Consider the following 18,934-nt stretch of genomic DNA (forward strand, 5'->3'; position numbering starts at 1 on the left):
ACCAGGAAGACGAGAAGTGGAAAAAGATAGACAATTTAAACAAAACTATAGAATAATTAAATAATTTATGCTATGTTTAATATAAGAACAGGAAAGAGGGTGATGGTTTTATGAATCTGAATCAGTTGCATTACTTTGTGACACTAGCACATATAGAACACTATACCAGAGCGGCGGAAATGCTGTCCATTACGCAGCCAAGTCTGAGCCATGCCATCAGTATGCTGGAGCAGGAGCTTGAGACAAACCTGTTTGAAAAAAGAGGGCGTAACGTTGTACTGACAAAGTACGGAAAAGTATTTCTGGAATATGTAGAAGAAGCTTTAAAGATTCTGGACAGTGGTGTAAAAAAGACAAGGGCGTTGACAAGTGACACCGGCGGGGTGATCGATCTCGCATATATTTTTACGCTTGGAAGTGTATTTGTTCCACAGCTTGTAGGCGGTTTTTTGAAGGAACACGAAGACTGGGATGTGAATTTCCGTTTTTCTGTCGGAAATACGACAGAGATCATACAGGGGTTGAAAGAGGAGAAGTATGACATCGCTTTCTGCTCGCGAAAAGAAAAAGAATCCGGGATTGATTTTGTACCGATCGCTAAGGAAAAATTGGTTGTTGTTGTTCCAAGAGACCATGAGCTTGCCGGAAGAGGATCTGTTGATCTGAAGGAAACACTTCCTTATCCCCAGGTATATTTCACCAAGAACAGCGGGCTCAGACCGGTGATCGACCAGTTGTTTGAACAGACCGGAGGGACGCCGAAGATAGCATATGAGATTCTGGAAGATGCATCGATGGCAGGTCTTGTGGCAGAAAATTTTGGAATTGCGGTAATGCCGGAGATTCCTATACTTAAAAATCTGAATGTAGATGTACTGGATATTGAGAATCCACCATATGAACGTTATATATATCTGGCGAAGCTGAAGGAAAAATATCTGGCGCCGGTTGTAAAAGAATTTATTGAATATGTAAAAGAAAGCAATGGGAAGGCACTTTAATAGGCCTTCCCATCTCTTTTGACAAACTGGATGAAACGTTTGACAGCGGGAATCTGGTATTTGTCGCGGATGTATCCCATATAAACGGTGTGGGTAAGGTCTGCATCGGCAAGCGGGAGTACGGTTACATTTGCCTGATCAACCGCATCGACCCTGGCAACAAGGGCGATTCCGAAATCTTCGGCAACCAGGGCAGCAATTGCGTTTTCATCCGGACACTCACAGATGATGTTTACCTTCAGCTTCTTTTCTTTATAGAAGTTACGGGTGAAGCCACCGAGTCCGGAATAGCGGTCATACCCGATCAGAGGATAGTCGGTAAGGTCACTGCAACAGACGGATTCTTTCTGGACAAGAGGATGTTCTTTTGGAGTAATTACAACCATATTCTGGTTCAGAATGGGTACAAAGGAAATATCCGGTTCATCCGCAACGAAAGAACCAAAGATCACATCGTGGCGGTCGGATTTGAGCCCCTGGATCATATCTGCAGTGTGCGTTTGGTTAAAATTGAAGGTTACATGCTTGTTGCGGTCTATATCCAGGAAGGATCGCACTGTATGCGGAATATAGTAGTTTGCCAGCGGAAATACATAGGCGATATCAATATGTCCGCCGCTTCCGGCAAGCTGCTTCATCTTATGCTCGGCAATATGTACCTCCTCGAGGATCCGGTTGACATGTTCCAGGAAGACGCGGCCGGATTTGGTGAGGACAACATTGCGTCCCTGATGTTCAAAAAGCATCAGTCCAAGTTCTTCTTCCAGAAGCGACATGGACCGGCTGAGGCTTGGCTGGGAGATCTTAAGTATTTCTGCAGCCTGCCGGAAATGCTGCAGGGTTGCTACTTTTTGGAAATATTCAAGCTGATTTAGCGTCATGGTAAAAAATCCTTTCTATATTATATAAAATAATCATACCATAACTGATGCCAAAAAACTATCAAAAACACATATAAGATGTATTTGAACTATCAAATGATATCGTCTATAATTTAACTATCAAGAGGTTGTTTAAAAATTAACAAAAATTGGGCAAACGTTAAAAACATTCTCAAAGAACAAAGAAATAAATTTCGATGGAAGAAGAAAAGGAGAACAAATCATGGCAGAGAGAATTACAGGACACACAGAACTTATCGGACTTATGGCTTATCCAATCAGACATTCAAGCTCACCGGCAATGCATAATGAAGCATTTGCTTACCTTGGACTGGATTATGCTTACCTTGCATTTGAAGTTGACAACAGCACACTGGAAGATGCAGTAAAAGGACTTCGTGCTCTGAAAATGGTAGGATCTAACGTGTCTATGCCAAATAAAACAGTTGTTGGACAGTATCTGGACAAATTATCTCCGGCAGCAGAGCTTTGTGGAGCAGTTAACACAATCGTAAATGAAGATGGTGTTTTAACAGGACACATCACAGACGGCATCGGATTCATGCAGGCATTAAAAGATAACGATATCGATGTGATCGGAAAGAAGATGACAATCGCAGGCGCAGGCGGAGCTGCTACAGCAATTGAAATCCAGGCTGCACTTGACGGCGTAAAAGAAATCTCTATTTTCAATATTCATGATAAATTCTGGGCAAATGCTGAAGAAACAGTAAGAAAGATCAATGAAAAGACAAATTGCAAAGCTACTCTTTACGATCTGGATGACAAAGAAAAATTAAGAGAAGAAATGAACGATTCATACATCTTCGTAAACGGAACAGGTGTTGGTATGAAACCACTGGAAGGAATGTCAGTTGTACCGGATAAATCATTCTTCCGTCCGGAACTTATTGTTATTGATGTTCCTTACTCACCACTGGAAACAAAGATGCGTTCTATGGCAAAAGAAGTTGGATGTAAGACAATGAACGGTCTTGGAATGATGTTATTCCAGGGAGCAGCAGCATTCAAACTCTGGACAGGAAAAGAAATGCCGATCGAACACATGAAAGAAGTATTAAACATCAGATACGATGATTAATACCCGGCAGGCTTGTATTGAATTTAAGAAGAAATCGAAAAAATTTGAAAAACAGGAATGTGAGGAAAAGAGATGAATAAGAAATACATACCCAGCGCCCTGATCCTTTATTTAAACTACTTTATCCATGGTGTCGGATGTTCCATCCTTGGACAGGCAGTCATCAAGGAAGCACTTGCCGCTTCCTGGGGCGTAGAAGTTATGGCAATCACTGCAATTTCAGCAGCACTCGGACTTGGACGTCTGATCGCGCTTCCGTTCGCCGGACCGCTTTCTGACAAACTCGGACGTCGTATTTCAACAGCGATCGGTAGTGGATCCTATGCAATCTACCTGATCGGACTTGCACTTGCATTTAATGCAGGAACAAATGGCGGATACCAGATCGCATATATCTGTGCAATCGTTGGTGGTATCGCAAACTCTTTCCTGGATACAGGAATTTACCCGGCTGTTTCAGAAATCATTTACAAAGCACCGGGCGTTGCAACTATGGGGATCAAATTCTTTATTTCTGTATCGCAGATGCTTTTACCGTTCGTACTTGGTGTAACTGTCGCTACAACAGCAACAGGAGCAACCTCTTACAACACACTGTTCTATGCATGTGGAATCGCTTATCTTGTACTTCTGGTACTGGTTATGATCTTCCCACTCCCGGATACAGATCAGAAAGCAGCGGGAAAGAAAGAAGGCCTGATCGACAGCTTAAAGCATACCCATTTCTCTGTAGAATCCATCGCAATGATCCTGATCGGATTCACATGTACAGGTACCTTCCAGTTATGGCTGAACTGTGCACAGAACTTTGCAAAAGAGAATGTTGGCTGGGCTGATCCGTCCATCATGCAGACATACTATTCAGCAGGAACAATGCTTGCACTCGTTGTAACTGCACTTTTAACAAGAAAGATCAAAGACGTAAGATTTATCCTGGGATACCCGGTAATCTGTCTTGTAACAATGATCGCTGTTCTGGTTGGAAAGAGCCAGACACTTATGATTGCAGGTGCATTCCTGATCGGATGGGCAGGAGCAGGCGGACTTCTTCAGATCGCAACTTCTGTATGCAACATGCTTTTCCCGAAGATCAAAGGAACTGTAACAGCACTTGTTATGATCGCATCTTCCCTGTGTAACTACACCATCCTTACAGCAGCATCCAAAATGCAGCCGTCACAGGTTATGGTTATGAATATCGTTCTTACAGCAGTTGGAGTCCTTCTTGGATTATTTGTAAACTTACGTTATACTAAGATGGTAGAACAGGCTCAGGCTGACAACTAGAAAAAGGAGAAAACAGACATGAGTAAATATGTAGAAGTTCGTGGCGTTAAGATCGGTGAAGGAGTACCTAAAATCTGTGTACCGATCGTCGGAAAGACAAAAGAAGAAATTCTTGCAGCAGCAAGATCTTTTGAGAATGTTGCGCTTGATGTTGTAGAATGGCGTGTAGACTGGTTCGAAGGTGTATTTGACTTCGCACAGGTTGAAGATGTATTAAAAGATCTTCGTCCGGCACTTGGCGAAACTCCGATTCTTTTCACATTCCGTACTTCCAAAGAAGGCGGCGAAAAAGCAATCGAAGCTGACGCATATGCAGAGCTGAACAAGAAAGCAGCAGCAACAGGACTGGTTGACCTTGTGGATGTAGAAGCATTTACAGGGGACGAAGTTGTAAAAGATATCATCGAAGGCGCGCATGCACACGGCGTAAAAGTTGTTGCATCCAACCATGACTTCGATAAGACACCGGACAAAGACGATATCGTAGGACGCCTTGTGAAAATGCAGGAACTCGGCGCAGATATCCCGAAAATTGCAGTAATGCCACAGTGCAAAAAGGATGTACTTACACTTCTTGAAGCAACACGTGAAATGGCAGAAGAACATGCAGACCGTCCGATCATTACAATGGCTATGGCAGGTACCGGACTGATCAGTCGCCTGTGCGGTGAAGTATTTGGTTCAGCACTTACTTTCGGGGCAGTAGGAAAAGCTTCTGCACCTGGACAGATGAATGCATCAGATTTAAGAGAAATCCTGACTCTGATCGATAAGAGCATCTAGTGAAGAAACATCCGGAGAAGTCCTGTGGCGGATCCGTTATGTTTAACCTGAATGAAGAGTGAAAAAGGCAGGATAAAGACCCGCAGTCATACCGGGGATTCCGGTGGATTGCGGGCCTTTATCATATTCTGGTTTTGTTAAAAAACTAACCGATTTCTGAAAGTGAAAAAATTATAGAAAATTTTGCTATTTAAAGAGATAAAAGCAAATAGAAAAAATAGACAAATTCTTCGGTAATTGATATCATTTTTGTATGATTACATGAATGGAGGGCAAATGAGAATGAAGAAAACAGTAATCTGGCTGGATAACTATCTGGAAGAATTTTTTATGGTGATAAGCCTGATCCTGATGACAGTGATCATGGGGATCCAGGTGTTTTCCAGATATGTACTCGGCTCAGCGCCGTCCTGGTCGGAGGAGATTACCCGTTACCTGTTTGTATGGTCGGGATTTTTGAGCGTCAGCTATTGCACAAAAAAATGTATTTCCATTAAGATCGAACAGTTTGTGTCAATTTTCCCACGAAGAGGGAAGGCACTTTTTAAACTGGTCAACCATACCTTTGAACTGATGGTATTTCTTTACCTGATACCGTTTGCGTTTAAGTATATGATGTCAGCAGTAGAGAGCGGACAGGTAAGTCCGGCGTGCCACATCCCAATGTATTATGTGCAGGCAGCACCGCTTGTAAGTTTTATCCTGGTAGCGATCCGTATTATCCAGCGGTGGTTTGCAGAATTAAAAGTAGTAAGAGAAAAAGATGAGAAAGGAGAAAAAGCATGCCGGCAGCAGTAGTATTTATCTTATTTGTAATCTGTCTGATCATTGCCATTCCGGTATCAATCGCGCTTACGATCGCATCGGTCCTTCCGGGTGCTTTTGATCCATCCTTCACAGCCAGCGGACAGTTTGTGATCCGTTCTATGCTGGGAGGAATTGACAGCTTTCCGCTCCTTGCGGTTCCGATGTTCGTACTTTCCGGAATCATCATGGCAAGAGGCGGCATTTCCAAAAAATTATTTGATGTATTTTCCTATTTTCTTGGAAATCTGACAGCGGGTCTGCCGTGCGCGGTCATTGTAACCTGTCTGTTTTATGGTGCAATTTCAGGCTCCGGACCGGCGACGGTTGCAGCAGTCGGAAGTATGACGATCCCGATTCTGATCGAGCTTGGATACGATAAGGATTTTTCCGCGGCGATCGTAGCCGTGGCAGGTGGTCTTGGAGTTATTATTCCACCAAGTATTCCGTTTATCATGTTCGGAAGTGCTTCCGGTGAATCAGTAAGTGACCTGTTTATCGCAGGGATCATTCCGGGACTTCTGATCGGCGGACTTCTGATGGTCTATGCAGTTTATTACTGTAAAAAGAATGGAGAGGACAAAGAAAAGATCCAGAAAGTAGTCGGAGAACTTCATGAGAAAGGACTCCTGAAGGTTTTAAAAGAAAGCTTCTGGGCACTTTTGAGTCCGGTTATCATTCTGGGATGCATCTATTCCGGAATCGCATCGCCGACAGAAGCGGCAGTCATTTCAGTGTTTTACGCACTGATCGTCAGCCTGTTTATTTATAAGACGATGACGTTTAAAGATATCTGGCCGGCACTGGTGGAAGGCGTGCGCACCTATGCACCGATCATGTTTATCCTTGCAGCATCGATTGCATTTTCAAGAGTTCTGACTTTGATGCAAATCCCACAGATGGTAAGCACCTGGATCCTGACGCACTTTACCAATAAGATCGTCCTGCTTCTGGTGATCAATGTATTCCTTCTGATCGTGGGAATGGTCATGGATACCACACCGGCAATCCTGATCCTGACACCGATCCTTCTGCCGATCGTAACAGCAGTCGGCATGAATCCGATCCACTTTGGAATCATGATGGTTGTCAACCTTGCAATCGGATTTGTAACACCGCCGATCGGAGTCAATCTGTTTGTGGCAAGCTCGCTTACAGATATCCCGATCATGCGCATTTCCAAACATGCGATGCCAATGATAGGCTACTTCCTTGTTGCACTTTTGTTAATTACATTTATCCCGGCGATCAGCCTGGCACTGATATAGGAGGTAGCAGCATGAAGAAAGCAGTAAGAATGGCGGTAGCGGCAGGAATGTGTGCGGCACTTGCACTCAGTGCGGGGTGTCAGAAAAAGACGGTTGCGGATGATGAAGTACAGCGATATGCATGGCCGCTTGCAACGGCAAGTCCGGAGGATACCGTAACACAGATCTATGCAGAAAAATTTGCGGAAGAAGTAGAAGAATTAAGTGATGGCAAGATGAAGATCCAGGTCTATCCGAACGGTACGATCGGAGGGGACAGGGAGCTTCTGGAGAGCTGTAAGGATGGGGACATTCCGTTTGTGATCCAAAATACCGCACCGCAGGTAACCTTCATGCCGGACCTTGCGGTGTTTGATATTCCGTGCCGATTCAGTACGATTGATGAAGTACGTGAAAAGGTAGATGATCCGGAGTTCTATGGGCTTCTGGAGGATGTCTATGAGAATGGCGGGTATAAGCTCCTTGGCTATGCAGACCAGGGATTCCGTGTCATGTCAACGAATAAAATGGTCGAATCATTGGCTGATTTTAAAGGACAGAAGATCCGTACCATGGAGAATTCCTACCATATGGATTTCTGGAAAAAACTGAAAGCATCTCCGACACCGATGAGTTTCAGTGAGGTGTATATCGGGCTGCAGCAGGGAACCATTGATGCCCAGGAGAATCCATACGAGGTTATCGTATCCAACAAGCTTTATGAACAGCAGGATTATGTGGTGGAAACCAATCACCTGCCGCATCTGATCTCTCTGATCGTCAGTGATGAATTTTTTCAGGATCTGCCGGAAGATAAGCAGGCAATCCTTGTAGAAGCTGCTGAGATCGCCAAAGAAGAGGCTCGCCAGGCATCGGATGACCGGATTGCAGACAAGATCAAAGTAATTGAGGACAGTGGAACACAGATTGTTACACTTAGTGATGAACTGAGAGCGGAAATCCGTGAGGCAGTGCAGCCGGTTTACGATGAAATCGAGAAAAATGTGGATAAAAAACTCTATAATGCCTATATGAAATAGCAAAAAAATACGGAAAATCAGGGAAATCTGTAATTGATTGAAATTTTTTGTTGAAAAATAGAGTTTTTTATTATAGAATTATAAGTAATGTATATAAAAAGTAAAAGGAATGCCCCAGGGCATATATAAGGAGGATATTACAATGATTTCAGCAGGCGATTTTAGAAATGGTCTTACAGTACTGATCGAAGGTAACATTTATCAGATTCTGGAATTCCAGCATGTAAAACCGGGAAAGGGAGCAGCTTTCGTTAGAACAAAACTTAAAAACATCATCAGTGGTGGTGTAGTAGAAAAGACTTTCCGTCCGACAGAGAAATTCGATACCGCTCATATCGACAGAAAAGATATGCAGTATCTGTATTCTGATGGTGAACTCTATCACTTCATGGATGTTGAGACATTCGACCAGATCGCAGTTGATGGAGATACAGTAGGAGATTCCCTCAAGTTTGTAAAAGAGAACGAGATGGTTAAAGTATGTTCACATGAAGGTAACGTATTCTCAGTAGAGCCGCCGATCAGTGTGGAACTTGAAGTTACAGAGACAGAGCCGGGAGTAAAAGGTGATACAGCTACAGGTGCTACCAAACCGGCTATCGTTGAGACCGGAGCAAGTGTTCTTGTACCGCTTTTCGTTAACCAGGGTGACAAGATCAAAATTGATACCCGTACAGGAGAGTACAGTTCAAGAGCATAATCCTTTCGTCATAATTCACAAAATTAAGACAGAGATAAAAGCCGAAAGCAGAGGCAAGTCCTCATGCTTTCGGCTTTTTTGCATGTCAATGCCATTTTGGAGAGGAAAAGAATGTTCTTGTAATCTGAAAAAAGGGCAGATATAATTGGCAGTACACACCTGCTTGAATGCAGGTGATATTCAAATCATAAGCTGCCTTAAGATGGCAGAAAAGGTTCTTTGCGGCGCATGGCTTTCAGGAAGGAGAACGGATGAATTATACAGAATTTATGAATGCTATGTTATGCGAGATCAGAGGACAGGTAGATGCGCAGGTGAGGACGGAGCTGTACACCGTGACGAAGAATAATGGAACCAGAAGAACAGGGATTCTTTTTAAGCAGGAGGACAGCAACCTTGCACCGACGATCTATCTGGAGGAATTTTACCAGAAGTACCTGAAGGGGCAGCAGGTACCGGATTTGGCAGATTCCATTTGCAGTATTTATCAGGAGATACGGGTGAAGAAGACCTGTGATTGTCAGAATCTGTTTGATTTTAATCATGTAAAAGAGCATATCGTGTACAAGCTGATCCGGCGGGATGCCAACGAAGAACTGTTAAAGCAGATTCCTTATGAGCCGTTCCTGGATCTGGCAGTGGTCTATTATATCCAGATAGACAACACACGCTTTGGCTCGGCGGCGATCCAGATCCGCAACGAGCATCTGCGGTACTGGCGTGTGGAAAAGGAAGAGATCCGCCGTCTTGCCGAGAAGAATACACCGCGGATCTATCCGGTGCAGATCCGGCAGATTGTGCGCTTTATGTATGTGGCGACGAACGAGCAGTGCAGTCTGGGGGCAGCAGTGATGCGGTATCCGGCTTTCCGGGAAAAGGTCAGGGGGATGATCAGAGGGGATTTCTATATCCTGCCAAGCAGTATCCATGAAGTGATACTGGTGCCGGAAAGCTTTGGACTGGAGCCGGAGCGGATGCAGGAAATGGTAAAAGAGATCAATCAGACCGGAGTGGTACCGGAGGAAGTGCTTTCGGATTCCGTGTATTACTTTGATGGGGAGGAGATTCGGATCGTGGCGAAGTAGGGATAGATTATAAACGTGTATAGAGTAGGGAAAATTGACAGGGAAATATACCATTGTATAGCAGAGGATATAGTAACAGATGAAGTTATTATAACTGTTGTGCAGATTATGCATATTCGGGAAAGACATCCCAATGATTATGAACTTTTTTCTCCATACTTTGACGAGATAATACGGGATCCGGATTATATAATTGAAGCGAAGAAACCCAATACAGCGTTGATACTAAAAGAAATTAAGGACGTTAAAGAAGTATTTAAAATGGTTTTACGTTTGATTACATCAAAGGATAATCTGGACTACAAAAATTCAATTATCACATTTATGAAAATAGATGATAAGGAATGGAACAGGCTGCTGCGCAACAAGAAAATTCTTTACAAAAGAGAATAATATTGATATACTGAATGTAGAGAAAAATTCATTCATATGATTATCTAAGGTGGAAGATTTCGTGCGATCCACACGCCGATGGTATAGACAGGGGAAACCTGAGAGATGCAGGAGAAGCGCACGCCTGCTGGATAATCATTTGAAGAAGACTTAAAGAGGTGTCGCAGGTTTGCGGCACCTTTTTGTGTATACGATGAGCCAAGTGCAGATTTGTGCTTGCACAAGAATCTGTATTTTGCGAATGTACATCACCTGGCTGTTAAGCGAGATGGTGTACAAAGTATACGAATCAAGTAGGAGTCAGCTTACGTAATCATACAATAGAAATAAAGAAAGGAATTCCGAGCATGAACACAGAAATTTTAGTAATTGAAGATGACGACCTGGTAAGACAGGGAATCGTAGACATCCTGGAACTAAAGGGATGGAATGCGGTTGCAGCGAAGTCTTGTAGCGAAGCACTCGTAAGGATTCGAGGAGAAGAATATATGCTGTATGTACTGGATATGAAGCTGCCAGACGGGAACGGAATCATGCTCTGCAGGGAGATCCGCAGATATACAGACAATCCCATTCTTTTCTTATCAGCCTATGACAGTGAAGAATTTATCGTAGAAGGATTTGAAGCGGGAGCAAATGACTATGTGATCAAGCCTTTCCGCACATTTGAATTTATTGCGAGAATCAAGGCTTTGCTGCGACGTACCGGTATGCAAAACGGCAAGAAAGTGAAAAAAGGAATCAAAAGCGGAGAATATGAACTGGATTTGCAGAAGCAGATTTTGCAGAAGGATGGTGTCCGAATCGATCTTACAAGGACCGAATATCAGATTCTGTGCAGCCTTCTTGCAAACGCACCGAATCTTGTTGCGAGGGAGTTCCTGTTGGACACGATCTGGGATTTCAATGAAAATTATATCGATGACAATACCTTGTCTGTACATATGAACAGGCTGAGAAAGAAGCTGACTGCAGAAAATGAGCAGGATCCGATTGAGACAAAGCGTGGAGTCGGTTATGCATGGACGCTGAAAGCTGAGGATGTGTATGATGAGATCTGAGAGAAAGACGGAGAAATGGAAAATACCGGGAAAATGGACTCTGATTTTTCTTTTGATATTGCTGGCTTTTTATAGATACCAGAATATTCTTGCAGAAAATTATGAAAGACAGGTTGTTTCCTGGATCGGACAGACAGAAAAAGACAGAACGGTTTCTGCCTTTACAGAACCGGATGAAGAAGCATATCAGAAGGGCTGCGAGGCATTGAAAGAGGCAGGGTATGAAGAGACAGGAAAAATCTGGCTAGAAAAGAGAATCCGAAGTTACGGAATAGGTGTGTTTGTGGCTGCGATCGGCATCCTCTGCATTGTTGGTCTGCTGACAGAACTGCACATGGAGAAAAGACGGAAAAAAGCACTGGATAATCAATTGGTAGAAAAAGACAGGGAACTGGAAGCAAAGCTGGCGGAAGAAAAAGAATTTCTGCATCGTGACCGGCAGAAAATGGGAACTTACATGGAAAATATTTCCCATCAGCTAAAAACACCGATTGCGGGAACACTTCTGAATCTGGAGGTGCTTCTTGTGACAGAAGAGGATGAAAAACGGTATCAGAAGCTGGAAGACTGTGTGAAAAAGGTGCAATGGATGTCCGATATGACGATCGTGCTTCTTAGGCTTGCGCAGATTGATTCCGGGAAAATCTGGATGAAGCGGAAAAAAGAAAATCTGACCGGACTGATCGAAGAATGTATAGACAGAACACAGCCTTTAGCGGAAGAAAAAGGAGTTGGATTTGAAATGGATGTTCCAAAAGAATGCCTGCTTTCCTGCGACGGATTCTGGCTGAAAGAGGCAATGGAAAATGTACTGAAAAATGCCGTAGAATATGCAGATACAGGAAGCCTGATTCAGATTCTGCTGAAAGAAGATACGGACTATTATAAGCTGTATATCACCAATCGGGGAAAACGGATTAAAGAAGAGAAAAGAGAGCTGATTTTTGACCGTTTCTACCAGATGGAACAGGGAAGTGGAATCGGAATTGGTCTGCATTTGGCAAGGGAAATTGTCACGCTCCATCAGGGAACACTGAAGGTTGTGGATCGAAGCGGCTTGGAGGAGGCGACAACCTTCCAGTTTATACTGCCGAAGATGATCGCAAAAGATCATGCACAGGAAGAAATAAATCTTACGATTTCGTAAGATTGGGGTAAGTGAATCGAAAGACTGATCTGATATAGTAAGACTAACAAATGAAGGAGGTGGCAGAAGATGAAAACCGTAATCAGACTGGACAAGGTAAGCAAAAGCTATACCCTTGGTGAAAAGAAAATCACAGCATTAAAGGAGTTTTCTTTTGAAGTGAAAAGCGGTGAATTTGTGGCAGTGATGGGACGAAGCGGATCCGGGAAATCTACTTTTCTTAAGATTGCAGGAACACTGGAAAAGCCAGATACCGGAGCAGTCTTCCTGAATGGAATACAGATTAACGGGCTTTCCCAAAAGAAGATCTGCAAGATCCGGCAGAAGAAAATCGGGTTTATTTTCCAACAGTATCAGTTACTGCCGGAGTATACGATCTGGGATAATGTATGCATGCCGCTTTATATCGCGCATACGGTACCGGATAAAGCTTATATCCGACAGCTTCTTGAAAAGGTCGGATTATGGGACAGGAACGGAGATTATCCGGATCAGTTATCTGGTGGAGAGCAGCAGAGAGTGGCAATTGCCCGTGCAATGGCAGCAAAGCCGGGAGTGATCCTTGCGGATGAACCGACCGGGAATCTGGACTATCAGACTGGACAGGAGATCATGAAACTGATCTGCGCATCCAGAGAGCTTTACCGTCAGACAATTGTCATGGTGACACATGATATGGACAGTGCCAATTATGCGGACAGGATTGTGTATATGGAAGATGGTGCATTGCGATGAAAAGAGAGAAAAGACATGGAATTGAACGGGAACTCAGTATAAAAAGAATCCGCAGCCAGAAGAAATACAGTATCTTGATAGTCTCAGTCCTGCTTCTTACCTGCACACTGATTCAGATTGGTTTTCAGATGTCGGAAGGACTGAAAGCCGCATATATCGAGAATCGTAAAGCAGTATATGGGGAGTGGGAACAGGTATTTTTGGATATGGATGAAAGCTCGGTAAAAGTAGCAGAAGAGAATCCATTTCTTGCACAGACCGGGAAAATAAGTATCTATGGGGCGATCGCCGGAGATTATCTGGAAAACCGTCAGATGAATATCGGGACAATGGACGAGACGGCGTGGAAGCTTGGCAGACTGGAAATGAAAGAAGGACGCCTGCCGGAAAATGAGCATGAGATCGTAATGGAATACAGTACACTTCGCTCACTTGGATATGAGGAGATGCTTGGAAAAAAGATTACACTGGATATTACACCGGCGCTTTCCATTCTGGAGCAGGGGGAATCAAAAAGCTATTCGTATACTTTATGCGGGATTCTAAAAGATTATCAGATAAACTGGGAAATCTGCAACCGGCATCGGTTTCCAACTGGAATTGTGACACAGGAAGGCGGGAACAGGATTGGCTCTGTTCAGGATATGCATATGCTTGTAAAAGCGAAAGAGGGCAGTGAAAGTGTTTATAAAGATCTGAAAGACAGCGAAGAATTTACCAGCGGCATGGATGACAATGTGGAACAGGATAAACTTTCTGATGCAAGTCTTCCGTATATGGATTTTCTGGAAAATATCCGTTTGCTGATTGGTGGTGCGTCGATCTGTATCCTGTTTCTTACGGTATCGCGTTCGATTATCTCAAGAGAACAGTTCTGGAGGTTCCTGGATGCACTTGGAATGAGAAGAGGGCAGATGTACCAGATTATTTTCTGGGAAGCAGTTCTGTTTGGTGCAGGAGCTGTTATTGTTGGAAATCTTGCAGGGATTGGGATTTACCAGCTGGTTATCCCTGCTTTTGAAAAGATAACCGAGCAGACATTACCACAGGCGATTGCATGGGAAGGAGTCCTTTTTGGAACTGGCTTCAGTATCTTATGTATTGCTGCAAGTTATGGGCTCAGTGCAGTACAGCTTCGAATACTTCTGAAAGAAAAAAAGAAGAAAGTTCAGAAAAGAAGGGGAAAGTACAGGAAGATCGTCCGGTTCACGCCGGGAAGAGTTTTACTTCATAAATGGCAGATGCATCGTGTGCGTAAGAGTGTAGAAATTGTTCTTCTGGCAAGTGCTTTGCTGATCGTGGGATTTGGAAAGATGGAAATATCAACCAGACAGGAAGAACTGAAAGTATATCAAAGGCTGACAGGAAATGGATACTATTTGAGTACAATGGAGATTACGAATTCTCCGGGAATTTCCAGGCAGACAGTTGATAAACTGGAACAGGTTGCCGGAGTAACTTCTGTAGAACAATATCATAACAATGAAAAAGAGGAGTTCTGGATTGATCTGTCAGAATATGTTGAAAGCGAGTATTTTCAGAAAGTAGTCGAAACATTGGTGGCATATCTGAATGAGACATCAATAAAGGAAAAGATATCTATTGAGAAAGTAAGATTGTCTTTGCTTACAATAGACAGATGGCAGGATATACAGCGTTTTCTGAGAAATCTGGATGAAGGCAGCCTGACAAAAGAAGAATTTGAACAGGGAGATTTTTGCATTCTGGATCTTACAGAGTTGCAGGAATATGACGGAAAATATCTGAGTGCATTCAGCCCGGACGGACAAGGAATATCAGAAGATACGGTACAGGTTGGTGATGAACTTCCGGTTTATACATTGAATGAGAATGGAAGTAGAAACGAAAATCCGATTCCAGTAACAGCGATTTTACGTGGCATGAAGGAAGAAGATGTGCGGAATCCACAGATAGGTGGATCTGGTATATCGATGATTGTTGGAAAGAATTTCTGGAAGAAATTTGGGAAAAGCAGAATTATGGAATATGATCAGATCGTAAAAATTCTGGTATCGGATGATGCGGATGCGTATGATACGGAAGGGCATATTCTAAGTATTTTAAAACAGGGAACAGCTGTAAATGTGCAGAATAACCATGAAGAGTATAAGAAAATACGTCAGGAATTATATTCCTTTATAGGAATGTACAGCATTTTTGCAGTGTTTTACATGATTCTGATTTCCATAGTTTTGTATCAGATGTTTCTTGCGGAGAAGCAGGAAGAAAAAAGAGAAGGGGAAATCTTACAGTCACTTGGAATGGAAGAAAAGTTCCTGAAGAAAATGCATCGGATAGAAGTTCTTTGGATGACGGGATGCGCAGGAGTGATTGGAGTTCTTACGTTATGGGGTGCTTGCCGACTGATATAGAGGAGGCTTCAAGATGAAGAAAACCTATATCCTATATTGCTGCATAATCAGCGTTATTCTAATGCCGTTCAAATGGTTTGCACCGGAGAATATGACGGATTTATCGGAATGGGGATTTAAGTGTATTTCCAATCCGGTTGGAATCGAGTTGCTCATTATTGGTGTTCTGCTGATTCAGGCAAAGCGTATAGAAGCAAAAGAACGGATTCAGATGGGAATTGGATTAGTGGCAATAAAAAAGACTGTCAAGCCATAAAAGCTTCACAGTCTTTTCACGTCCCTGATCAGAATCGAACTGACGCACCCGCCTCCGGAGGGCGGTGCTCTATCCACTGAGCTACAAGGACATTTACTAATATAGCACTTGCCCAGAAAAAAATCAAGAAGAAATTTCGAACAGGACAAGTAAAACGGGATGAACAGAATAGCAGCCGAAATACCATTTGAAAGTGATTTGATACACAGAGTGGGCATCAGCATAAAGCAATTTTAATGCAGAAAAAGAATAAATAATCGCTTCGACAAAACCAGTCAAAACAAGTCTTTCTTCGCTATTGACGTAAAAGCGGGCATTGCGTATGATAGGTGGCAAAGGAGGAAATGCCATGTCGGAAGAAAAAAGGATGCCCGTCCTTACAGGCCAAAAGAAGCAGATTTTCTACACTGGTCTTGTGTATCTGCTGGTCTGCTTTATGACGGCGGGAGTCACCGTTTTTCTTACGAAAGAGAAAAAAGATGAGGTAAAAGAAGTAAGTGCAGTTGTTACAGAAGAGCCAAAAGTAAATACCGGATACGCAGCGATGGAAGCCAATCCACTTCTGGAGAACCGGGACGAAGAGCTTGCGGATGCAGTAGAAGCATACTATCAGGAACTTTCCGGAAAAGAAGCCTATGCCGAAGCATACGATGGGATTGCGATTTACACGAAAGACGGCAAAGCAAAAGGCAGCAGGATCCTGTATGTACGGTACAATATGAAGATCCGTGGAATTTACACTGAAGTACCGGGACTTGAAACCTTATATGCGGTCAAGGACAAAGATGGAAAATTCGATATTCAGGCAGAGATCTCTGACGAGCAGATTCAGACGATAATTGAAGAAGTTTCCGCACAGACAGATGTGCAGGAGCTGTTTGCACAGGTAGAAGCGGATTATGAACAGGCACTTGGTTCAGATGCAATGCTCGCACAGGCGGTGGAAGATCTGAAAAATGCAGTGGATCAGTAACACTGTAAATACAGCGAGCCAGTAACGTCTGAAAAAAGCGGTAAAGTCTATGAAAAAATGTTGTGCGTCAGCAGAAGTGGATGCTATCTTGCCAAAAATTCATAAAGAATGCAGAATTTCAGGTAACATCCAGTCTCCGGATTACGATTTTCTATTGCGCTTACATAAGGATTCAGATATAATAAATAAAGCGGCGCAGGCAAAGAGTCTGCGCTAACGTTTATGATGAAAAAGAGAGGAACGATCGATACTATGAAGAAGATCCTGGATCTGATTACAGAAGAAATGGAACAGGCATTTGCAGATGCCGGATACGAGAAAGAACTGGCGCGTGTTACACTTTCTAACCGCCCGGATTTATGTGAATATCAGTGCAACGGTGCGATGGCAGGTGCAAAAAAGTACCACAAAGCACCGATCATGATCGCAGAAGAAGTTGTGGCAAAGATTCCGGAGAACGGATATATCAGCGGAGCAGAAGCAGTTAAGCCAGGTTTCATCAACCTGAAGACCAACCCGGCAGCAGTCGCAGATTATCTGAACCAGATGGAAGCAGACGAAAAGCTCGGCGTGGAAGAAGTAGAGAATCCAAAGACAATCGTCATTGATTACGGCGGACCGAACGTGGCAAAACCGCTTCACGTCGGACATCTCCGTTCCGCGATCATCGGAGAAAGCGTAAAGAGAATCACCCGTTTTATGGGCAATAAAGTAATTGGTGATATCCACCTTGGAGACTGGGGATATCAGATGGGACTGATCATCACAGAACTGAAGAAGCGCCAGCCGGATCTTCCGTATTTTGATGATAATTTCACCGGAGAATATCCAAAAGAAGCACCATTTACCATCAGTGACCTGGAGGAAATCTATCCGGCAGCGTCCGCTTATGCAAAAGAGCATGATGATTACAGAGAAGAAGCATTGGATGCGACCTTCCAGCTGCAGAGCGGAAAGCGCGGTTACCGTGCAATCTGGGATCATATTATGAATGTGTCTGTGACAGACTTAAAGAAAAACTATGCGAACCTGAATGTCGAATTTGACCTCTGGAAAGGGGAATCTGACGCACAGAGATACATTCCGGATATGGTGGAAAGGCTGAAGAAGGAAGGATATGCGCATATTGATAACGGAGCACTCGTGGTAGATGTCAAAGAAGAGACCGATACCAAAGAGATCCCACCGTGTATGATCCTGAAGTCCGACGGTGCAGCACTTTATGATACCACAGACCTTGCAACACTGGTAGAGCGTGAAGAACTGTTCCAGCCGAACGAAGTCATCTATGTAGTTGACAAGCGTCAGGAACTGCATTTTGTACAGGTATTCCGCTGCGCAAAGAAGACCGGCATTGTAAAAGAGGATACAAAACTTACTTTCCTTGGATTTGGTACGATGAACGGAAAAGACGGAAAACCGTTCAAGACCAGAGAAGGCGGCGTTATGCGTCTTGAGAACCTGATCCGCGAGATTACAGAAAAGATGTATGAAAAGATCACAGAGAACCGTACAGTATCGGAAGAGGAGGCAAAAGCAACAGCGAAGATGGTCGGAATGGCTGCGATCAAATACGGAGACCTCTCCAACCAGGCAGCAAAAGACTATGTATTCGATGTAGACAGATTCACTTCTTTTGAAGGAAATACAGGTCCGTACATCCTGTACACCATCGTTCGTATCAAATCAATCCTGAACAAGTACAAAGAATCAGGAAAGAGTATGGACGATATCAAGATCCTTCCGGCTACAAGTGAGAGCGAAAAGGCTCTGATGCTGGAAGCTGCGAAGTTTGGCAGTGTGATGGAGAATGTATACGAAGAACTTGCACCACACAAGATTTGCGCATATATTTATGATCTTGCAAATGCATTTAACCGTTTCTACCATGAGACAAAGATCCTGGCAGAAGAGGATGAACAGAAGCAGAAGAGCTACATTGCCCTTCTCACGCTTACAAGAGACATTCTGACAACCTGCATCGATCTGCTTGGATTTGAAGCACCGGAGAGAATGTAAAAAAGCAGAAGCATCAGAAGTAATGAC

Annotated in this window: 18 protein-coding genes and 1 tRNA gene; 17 read left to right on the forward strand and 2 right to left on the reverse strand. The window is 43.5% G+C overall.

Annotated elements, in window-relative coordinates:
• The first annotated feature begins 110 nt into the window (after positions 1 to 110).
• On the forward strand, positions 111 to 1,001 hold the full coding sequence (locus PGQ33_RS03250; protein WP_117556097.1) for a LysR family transcriptional regulator: 891 nt from the start codon (positions 111 to 113) through the stop codon (positions 999 to 1,001).
• Here PGQ33_RS03250 and PGQ33_RS03255 read toward each other — a convergent pair.
• The gene (locus PGQ33_RS03255) at positions 998 to 1,882 is read right to left on the reverse strand and encodes a LysR family transcriptional regulator (RefSeq protein ID WP_270205248.1); all 885 of its coding nucleotides are present in this window, start codon (positions 1,880 to 1,882) and stop codon (positions 998 to 1,000) included. The two genes, PGQ33_RS03250 and PGQ33_RS03255, sit on opposite strands and share 4 nt — an antisense overlap.
• Positions 1,883 to 2,105: 223 nt before the next feature.
• Between PGQ33_RS03255 and PGQ33_RS03260 the strand changes: the two genes are divergently transcribed.
• The 14 genes from PGQ33_RS03260 (at position 2,106) to PGQ33_RS03325 (ending at position 15,915) form a co-directional block, all read left to right on the forward strand.
• On the forward strand, positions 2,106 to 2,984 hold the full coding sequence (locus PGQ33_RS03260; protein ID WP_008375048.1) for a shikimate dehydrogenase: 879 nt from the start codon (positions 2,106 to 2,108) through the stop codon (positions 2,982 to 2,984).
• A 72-nt stretch (positions 2,985 to 3,056) separates the two neighbouring features.
• A complete protein-coding gene (locus tag PGQ33_RS03265; RefSeq protein WP_008375049.1) occupies positions 3,057 to 4,271 on the forward strand; it encodes an MFS transporter in 1,215 nt (404 codons plus the stop codon).
• An 18-nt stretch (positions 4,272 to 4,289) separates the two neighbouring features.
• Positions 4,290 to 5,054, forward strand: coding sequence for a type I 3-dehydroquinate dehydratase (aroD, locus tag PGQ33_RS03270; RefSeq protein ID WP_270205249.1), 765 nt, complete (start codon positions 4,290 to 4,292; stop codon positions 5,052 to 5,054).
• 282 nt (positions 5,055 to 5,336) lie between these two features.
• Positions 5,337 to 5,852 carry a TRAP transporter small permease gene (locus tag PGQ33_RS03275; protein WP_055155619.1) on the forward strand — a complete coding sequence of 172 codons (516 nt, stop codon included), beginning with the start codon at positions 5,337 to 5,339 and terminating at the stop codon, positions 5,850 to 5,852.
• Positions 5,837 to 7,126 (forward strand): TRAP transporter large permease, encoded by a 1,290-nt coding sequence (locus tag PGQ33_RS03280; protein WP_055260595.1) that lies wholly within the window; start codon positions 5,837 to 5,839, stop codon positions 7,124 to 7,126. Before PGQ33_RS03275 ends, PGQ33_RS03280 begins: the two co-directional genes overlap by 16 nt.
• 11 nt (positions 7,127 to 7,137) lie before the next feature.
• A complete protein-coding gene (locus PGQ33_RS03285; protein ID WP_055297273.1) occupies positions 7,138 to 8,145 on the forward strand; it encodes a TRAP transporter substrate-binding protein in 1,008 nt (335 codons plus the stop codon).
• Between the two features lie 142 nt (positions 8,146 to 8,287).
• Entirely contained in the window at positions 8,288 to 8,845 is a 558-nt protein-coding gene (efp, locus tag PGQ33_RS03290) for an elongation factor P (protein ID WP_022220387.1), read from the forward strand.
• A 251-nt stretch (positions 8,846 to 9,096) separates the two neighbouring features.
• The gene (locus PGQ33_RS03295; RefSeq protein WP_270205250.1) at positions 9,097 to 9,930 is read left to right on the forward strand and encodes a DUF5688 family protein; all 834 of its coding nucleotides are present in this window, start codon (positions 9,097 to 9,099) and stop codon (positions 9,928 to 9,930) included.
• 15 nt (positions 9,931 to 9,945) lie between these two features.
• Complete coding sequence (locus tag PGQ33_RS03300; protein WP_270205251.1) at positions 9,946 to 10,323, forward strand: PBECR2 nuclease fold domain-containing protein; 378 nt, start codon at positions 9,946 to 9,948, stop codon at positions 10,321 to 10,323.
• A 347-nt stretch (positions 10,324 to 10,670) separates the two neighbouring features.
• The gene (locus PGQ33_RS03305; protein ID WP_008375063.1) at positions 10,671 to 11,384 is read left to right on the forward strand and encodes a response regulator transcription factor; all 714 of its coding nucleotides are present in this window, start codon (positions 10,671 to 10,673) and stop codon (positions 11,382 to 11,384) included.
• Positions 11,371 to 12,531: a sensor histidine kinase gene (locus PGQ33_RS03310; RefSeq protein WP_270205252.1), complete on the forward strand. Its 1,161-nt coding sequence runs from the start codon at positions 11,371 to 11,373 to the stop codon at positions 12,529 to 12,531. Before PGQ33_RS03305 ends, PGQ33_RS03310 begins: the two co-directional genes overlap by 14 nt.
• Before the next feature lie 69 nt (positions 12,532 to 12,600).
• Positions 12,601 to 13,266, forward strand: a complete 666-nt coding sequence (locus PGQ33_RS03315) for an ABC transporter ATP-binding protein (RefSeq protein WP_117556084.1) — start codon at positions 12,601 to 12,603, stop codon at positions 13,264 to 13,266.
• Entirely contained in the window at positions 13,263 to 15,659 is a 2,397-nt protein-coding gene (locus PGQ33_RS03320) for an FtsX-like permease family protein (protein WP_270205253.1), read from the forward strand. Before PGQ33_RS03315 ends, PGQ33_RS03320 begins: the two co-directional genes overlap by 4 nt.
• 13 nt (positions 15,660 to 15,672) lie before the next feature.
• Complete coding sequence (locus PGQ33_RS03325; RefSeq protein WP_117823178.1) at positions 15,673 to 15,915, forward strand: hypothetical protein; 243 nt, start codon at positions 15,673 to 15,675, stop codon at positions 15,913 to 15,915.
• 19 nt (positions 15,916 to 15,934) lie between these two features.
• Here the strand turns inward: PGQ33_RS03325 and PGQ33_RS03330 are convergent.
• Positions 15,935 to 16,006: transfer RNA gene (locus PGQ33_RS03330), tRNA-Arg, on the reverse strand.
• Between the two features lie 258 nt (positions 16,007 to 16,264).
• On the opposite strand from PGQ33_RS03330, the gene PGQ33_RS03335 reads away from it, so the two are divergent.
• Both PGQ33_RS03335 and argS read left to right on the forward strand, forming a co-directional pair.
• Positions 16,265 to 16,888: a hypothetical protein gene (locus PGQ33_RS03335; protein WP_270205254.1), complete on the forward strand. Its 624-nt coding sequence runs from the start codon at positions 16,265 to 16,267 to the stop codon at positions 16,886 to 16,888.
• A 252-nt stretch (positions 16,889 to 17,140) separates the two neighbouring features.
• Positions 17,141 to 18,907 (forward strand): arginine--tRNA ligase, encoded by a 1,767-nt coding sequence (argS, locus tag PGQ33_RS03340; RefSeq protein WP_270205281.1) that lies wholly within the window; start codon positions 17,141 to 17,143, stop codon positions 18,905 to 18,907.
• Positions 18,908 to 18,934 lie beyond the last annotated feature (27 nt).

The organism is Coprococcus sp. AM100_B19A, assembly GCF_027662015.1.
GTDB lineage: Bacteria > Bacillota > Clostridia > Lachnospirales > Lachnospiraceae > Allocoprococcus > Allocoprococcus comes.

Coding starts and splice junctions, on each gene's coding strand:
- PGQ33_RS03335 (WP_270205254.1), top strand. CDS start 16,265: ATGTCGGAAGAAAAAAGGATGCCCGTCCTTACAGGCCAAAAGAAGCAG.
- argS (WP_270205281.1), top strand. CDS start 17,141: ATGAAGAAGATCCTGGATCTGATTACAGAAGAAATGGAACAGGCATTT.
- PGQ33_RS03325 (WP_117823178.1), top strand. CDS start 15,673: ATGAAGAAAACCTATATCCTATATTGCTGCATAATCAGCGTTATTCTA.
- PGQ33_RS03315 (WP_117556084.1), top strand. CDS start 12,601: ATGAAAACCGTAATCAGACTGGACAAGGTAAGCAAAAGCTATACCCTT.
- efp (WP_022220387.1), top strand. CDS start 8,288: ATGATTTCAGCAGGCGATTTTAGAAATGGTCTTACAGTACTGATCGAA.
- PGQ33_RS03310 (WP_270205252.1), top strand. CDS start 11,371: ATGATGAGATCTGAGAGAAAGACGGAGAAATGGAAAATACCGGGAAAA.
- PGQ33_RS03265 (WP_008375049.1), top strand. CDS start 3,057: ATGAATAAGAAATACATACCCAGCGCCCTGATCCTTTATTTAAACTAC.
- PGQ33_RS03280 (WP_055260595.1), top strand. CDS start 5,837: ATGCCGGCAGCAGTAGTATTTATCTTATTTGTAATCTGTCTGATCATT.
- PGQ33_RS03250 (WP_117556097.1), top strand. CDS start 111: ATGAATCTGAATCAGTTGCATTACTTTGTGACACTAGCACATATAGAA.
- PGQ33_RS03260 (WP_008375048.1), top strand. CDS start 2,106: ATGGCAGAGAGAATTACAGGACACACAGAACTTATCGGACTTATGGCT.
- PGQ33_RS03305 (WP_008375063.1), top strand. CDS start 10,671: ATGAACACAGAAATTTTAGTAATTGAAGATGACGACCTGGTAAGACAG.
- aroD (WP_270205249.1), top strand. CDS start 4,290: ATGAGTAAATATGTAGAAGTTCGTGGCGTTAAGATCGGTGAAGGAGTA.
- PGQ33_RS03285 (WP_055297273.1), top strand. CDS start 7,138: ATGAAGAAAGCAGTAAGAATGGCGGTAGCGGCAGGAATGTGTGCGGCA.
- PGQ33_RS03255 (WP_270205248.1), bottom strand. CDS start 1,882: ATGACGCTAAATCAGCTTGAATATTTCCAAAAAGTAGCAACCCTGCAG.
- PGQ33_RS03275 (WP_055155619.1), top strand. CDS start 5,337: ATGAAGAAAACAGTAATCTGGCTGGATAACTATCTGGAAGAATTTTTT.
- PGQ33_RS03295 (WP_270205250.1), top strand. CDS start 9,097: ATGAATTATACAGAATTTATGAATGCTATGTTATGCGAGATCAGAGGA.
- PGQ33_RS03320 (WP_270205253.1), top strand. CDS start 13,263: ATGAAAAGAGAGAAAAGACATGGAATTGAACGGGAACTCAGTATAAAA.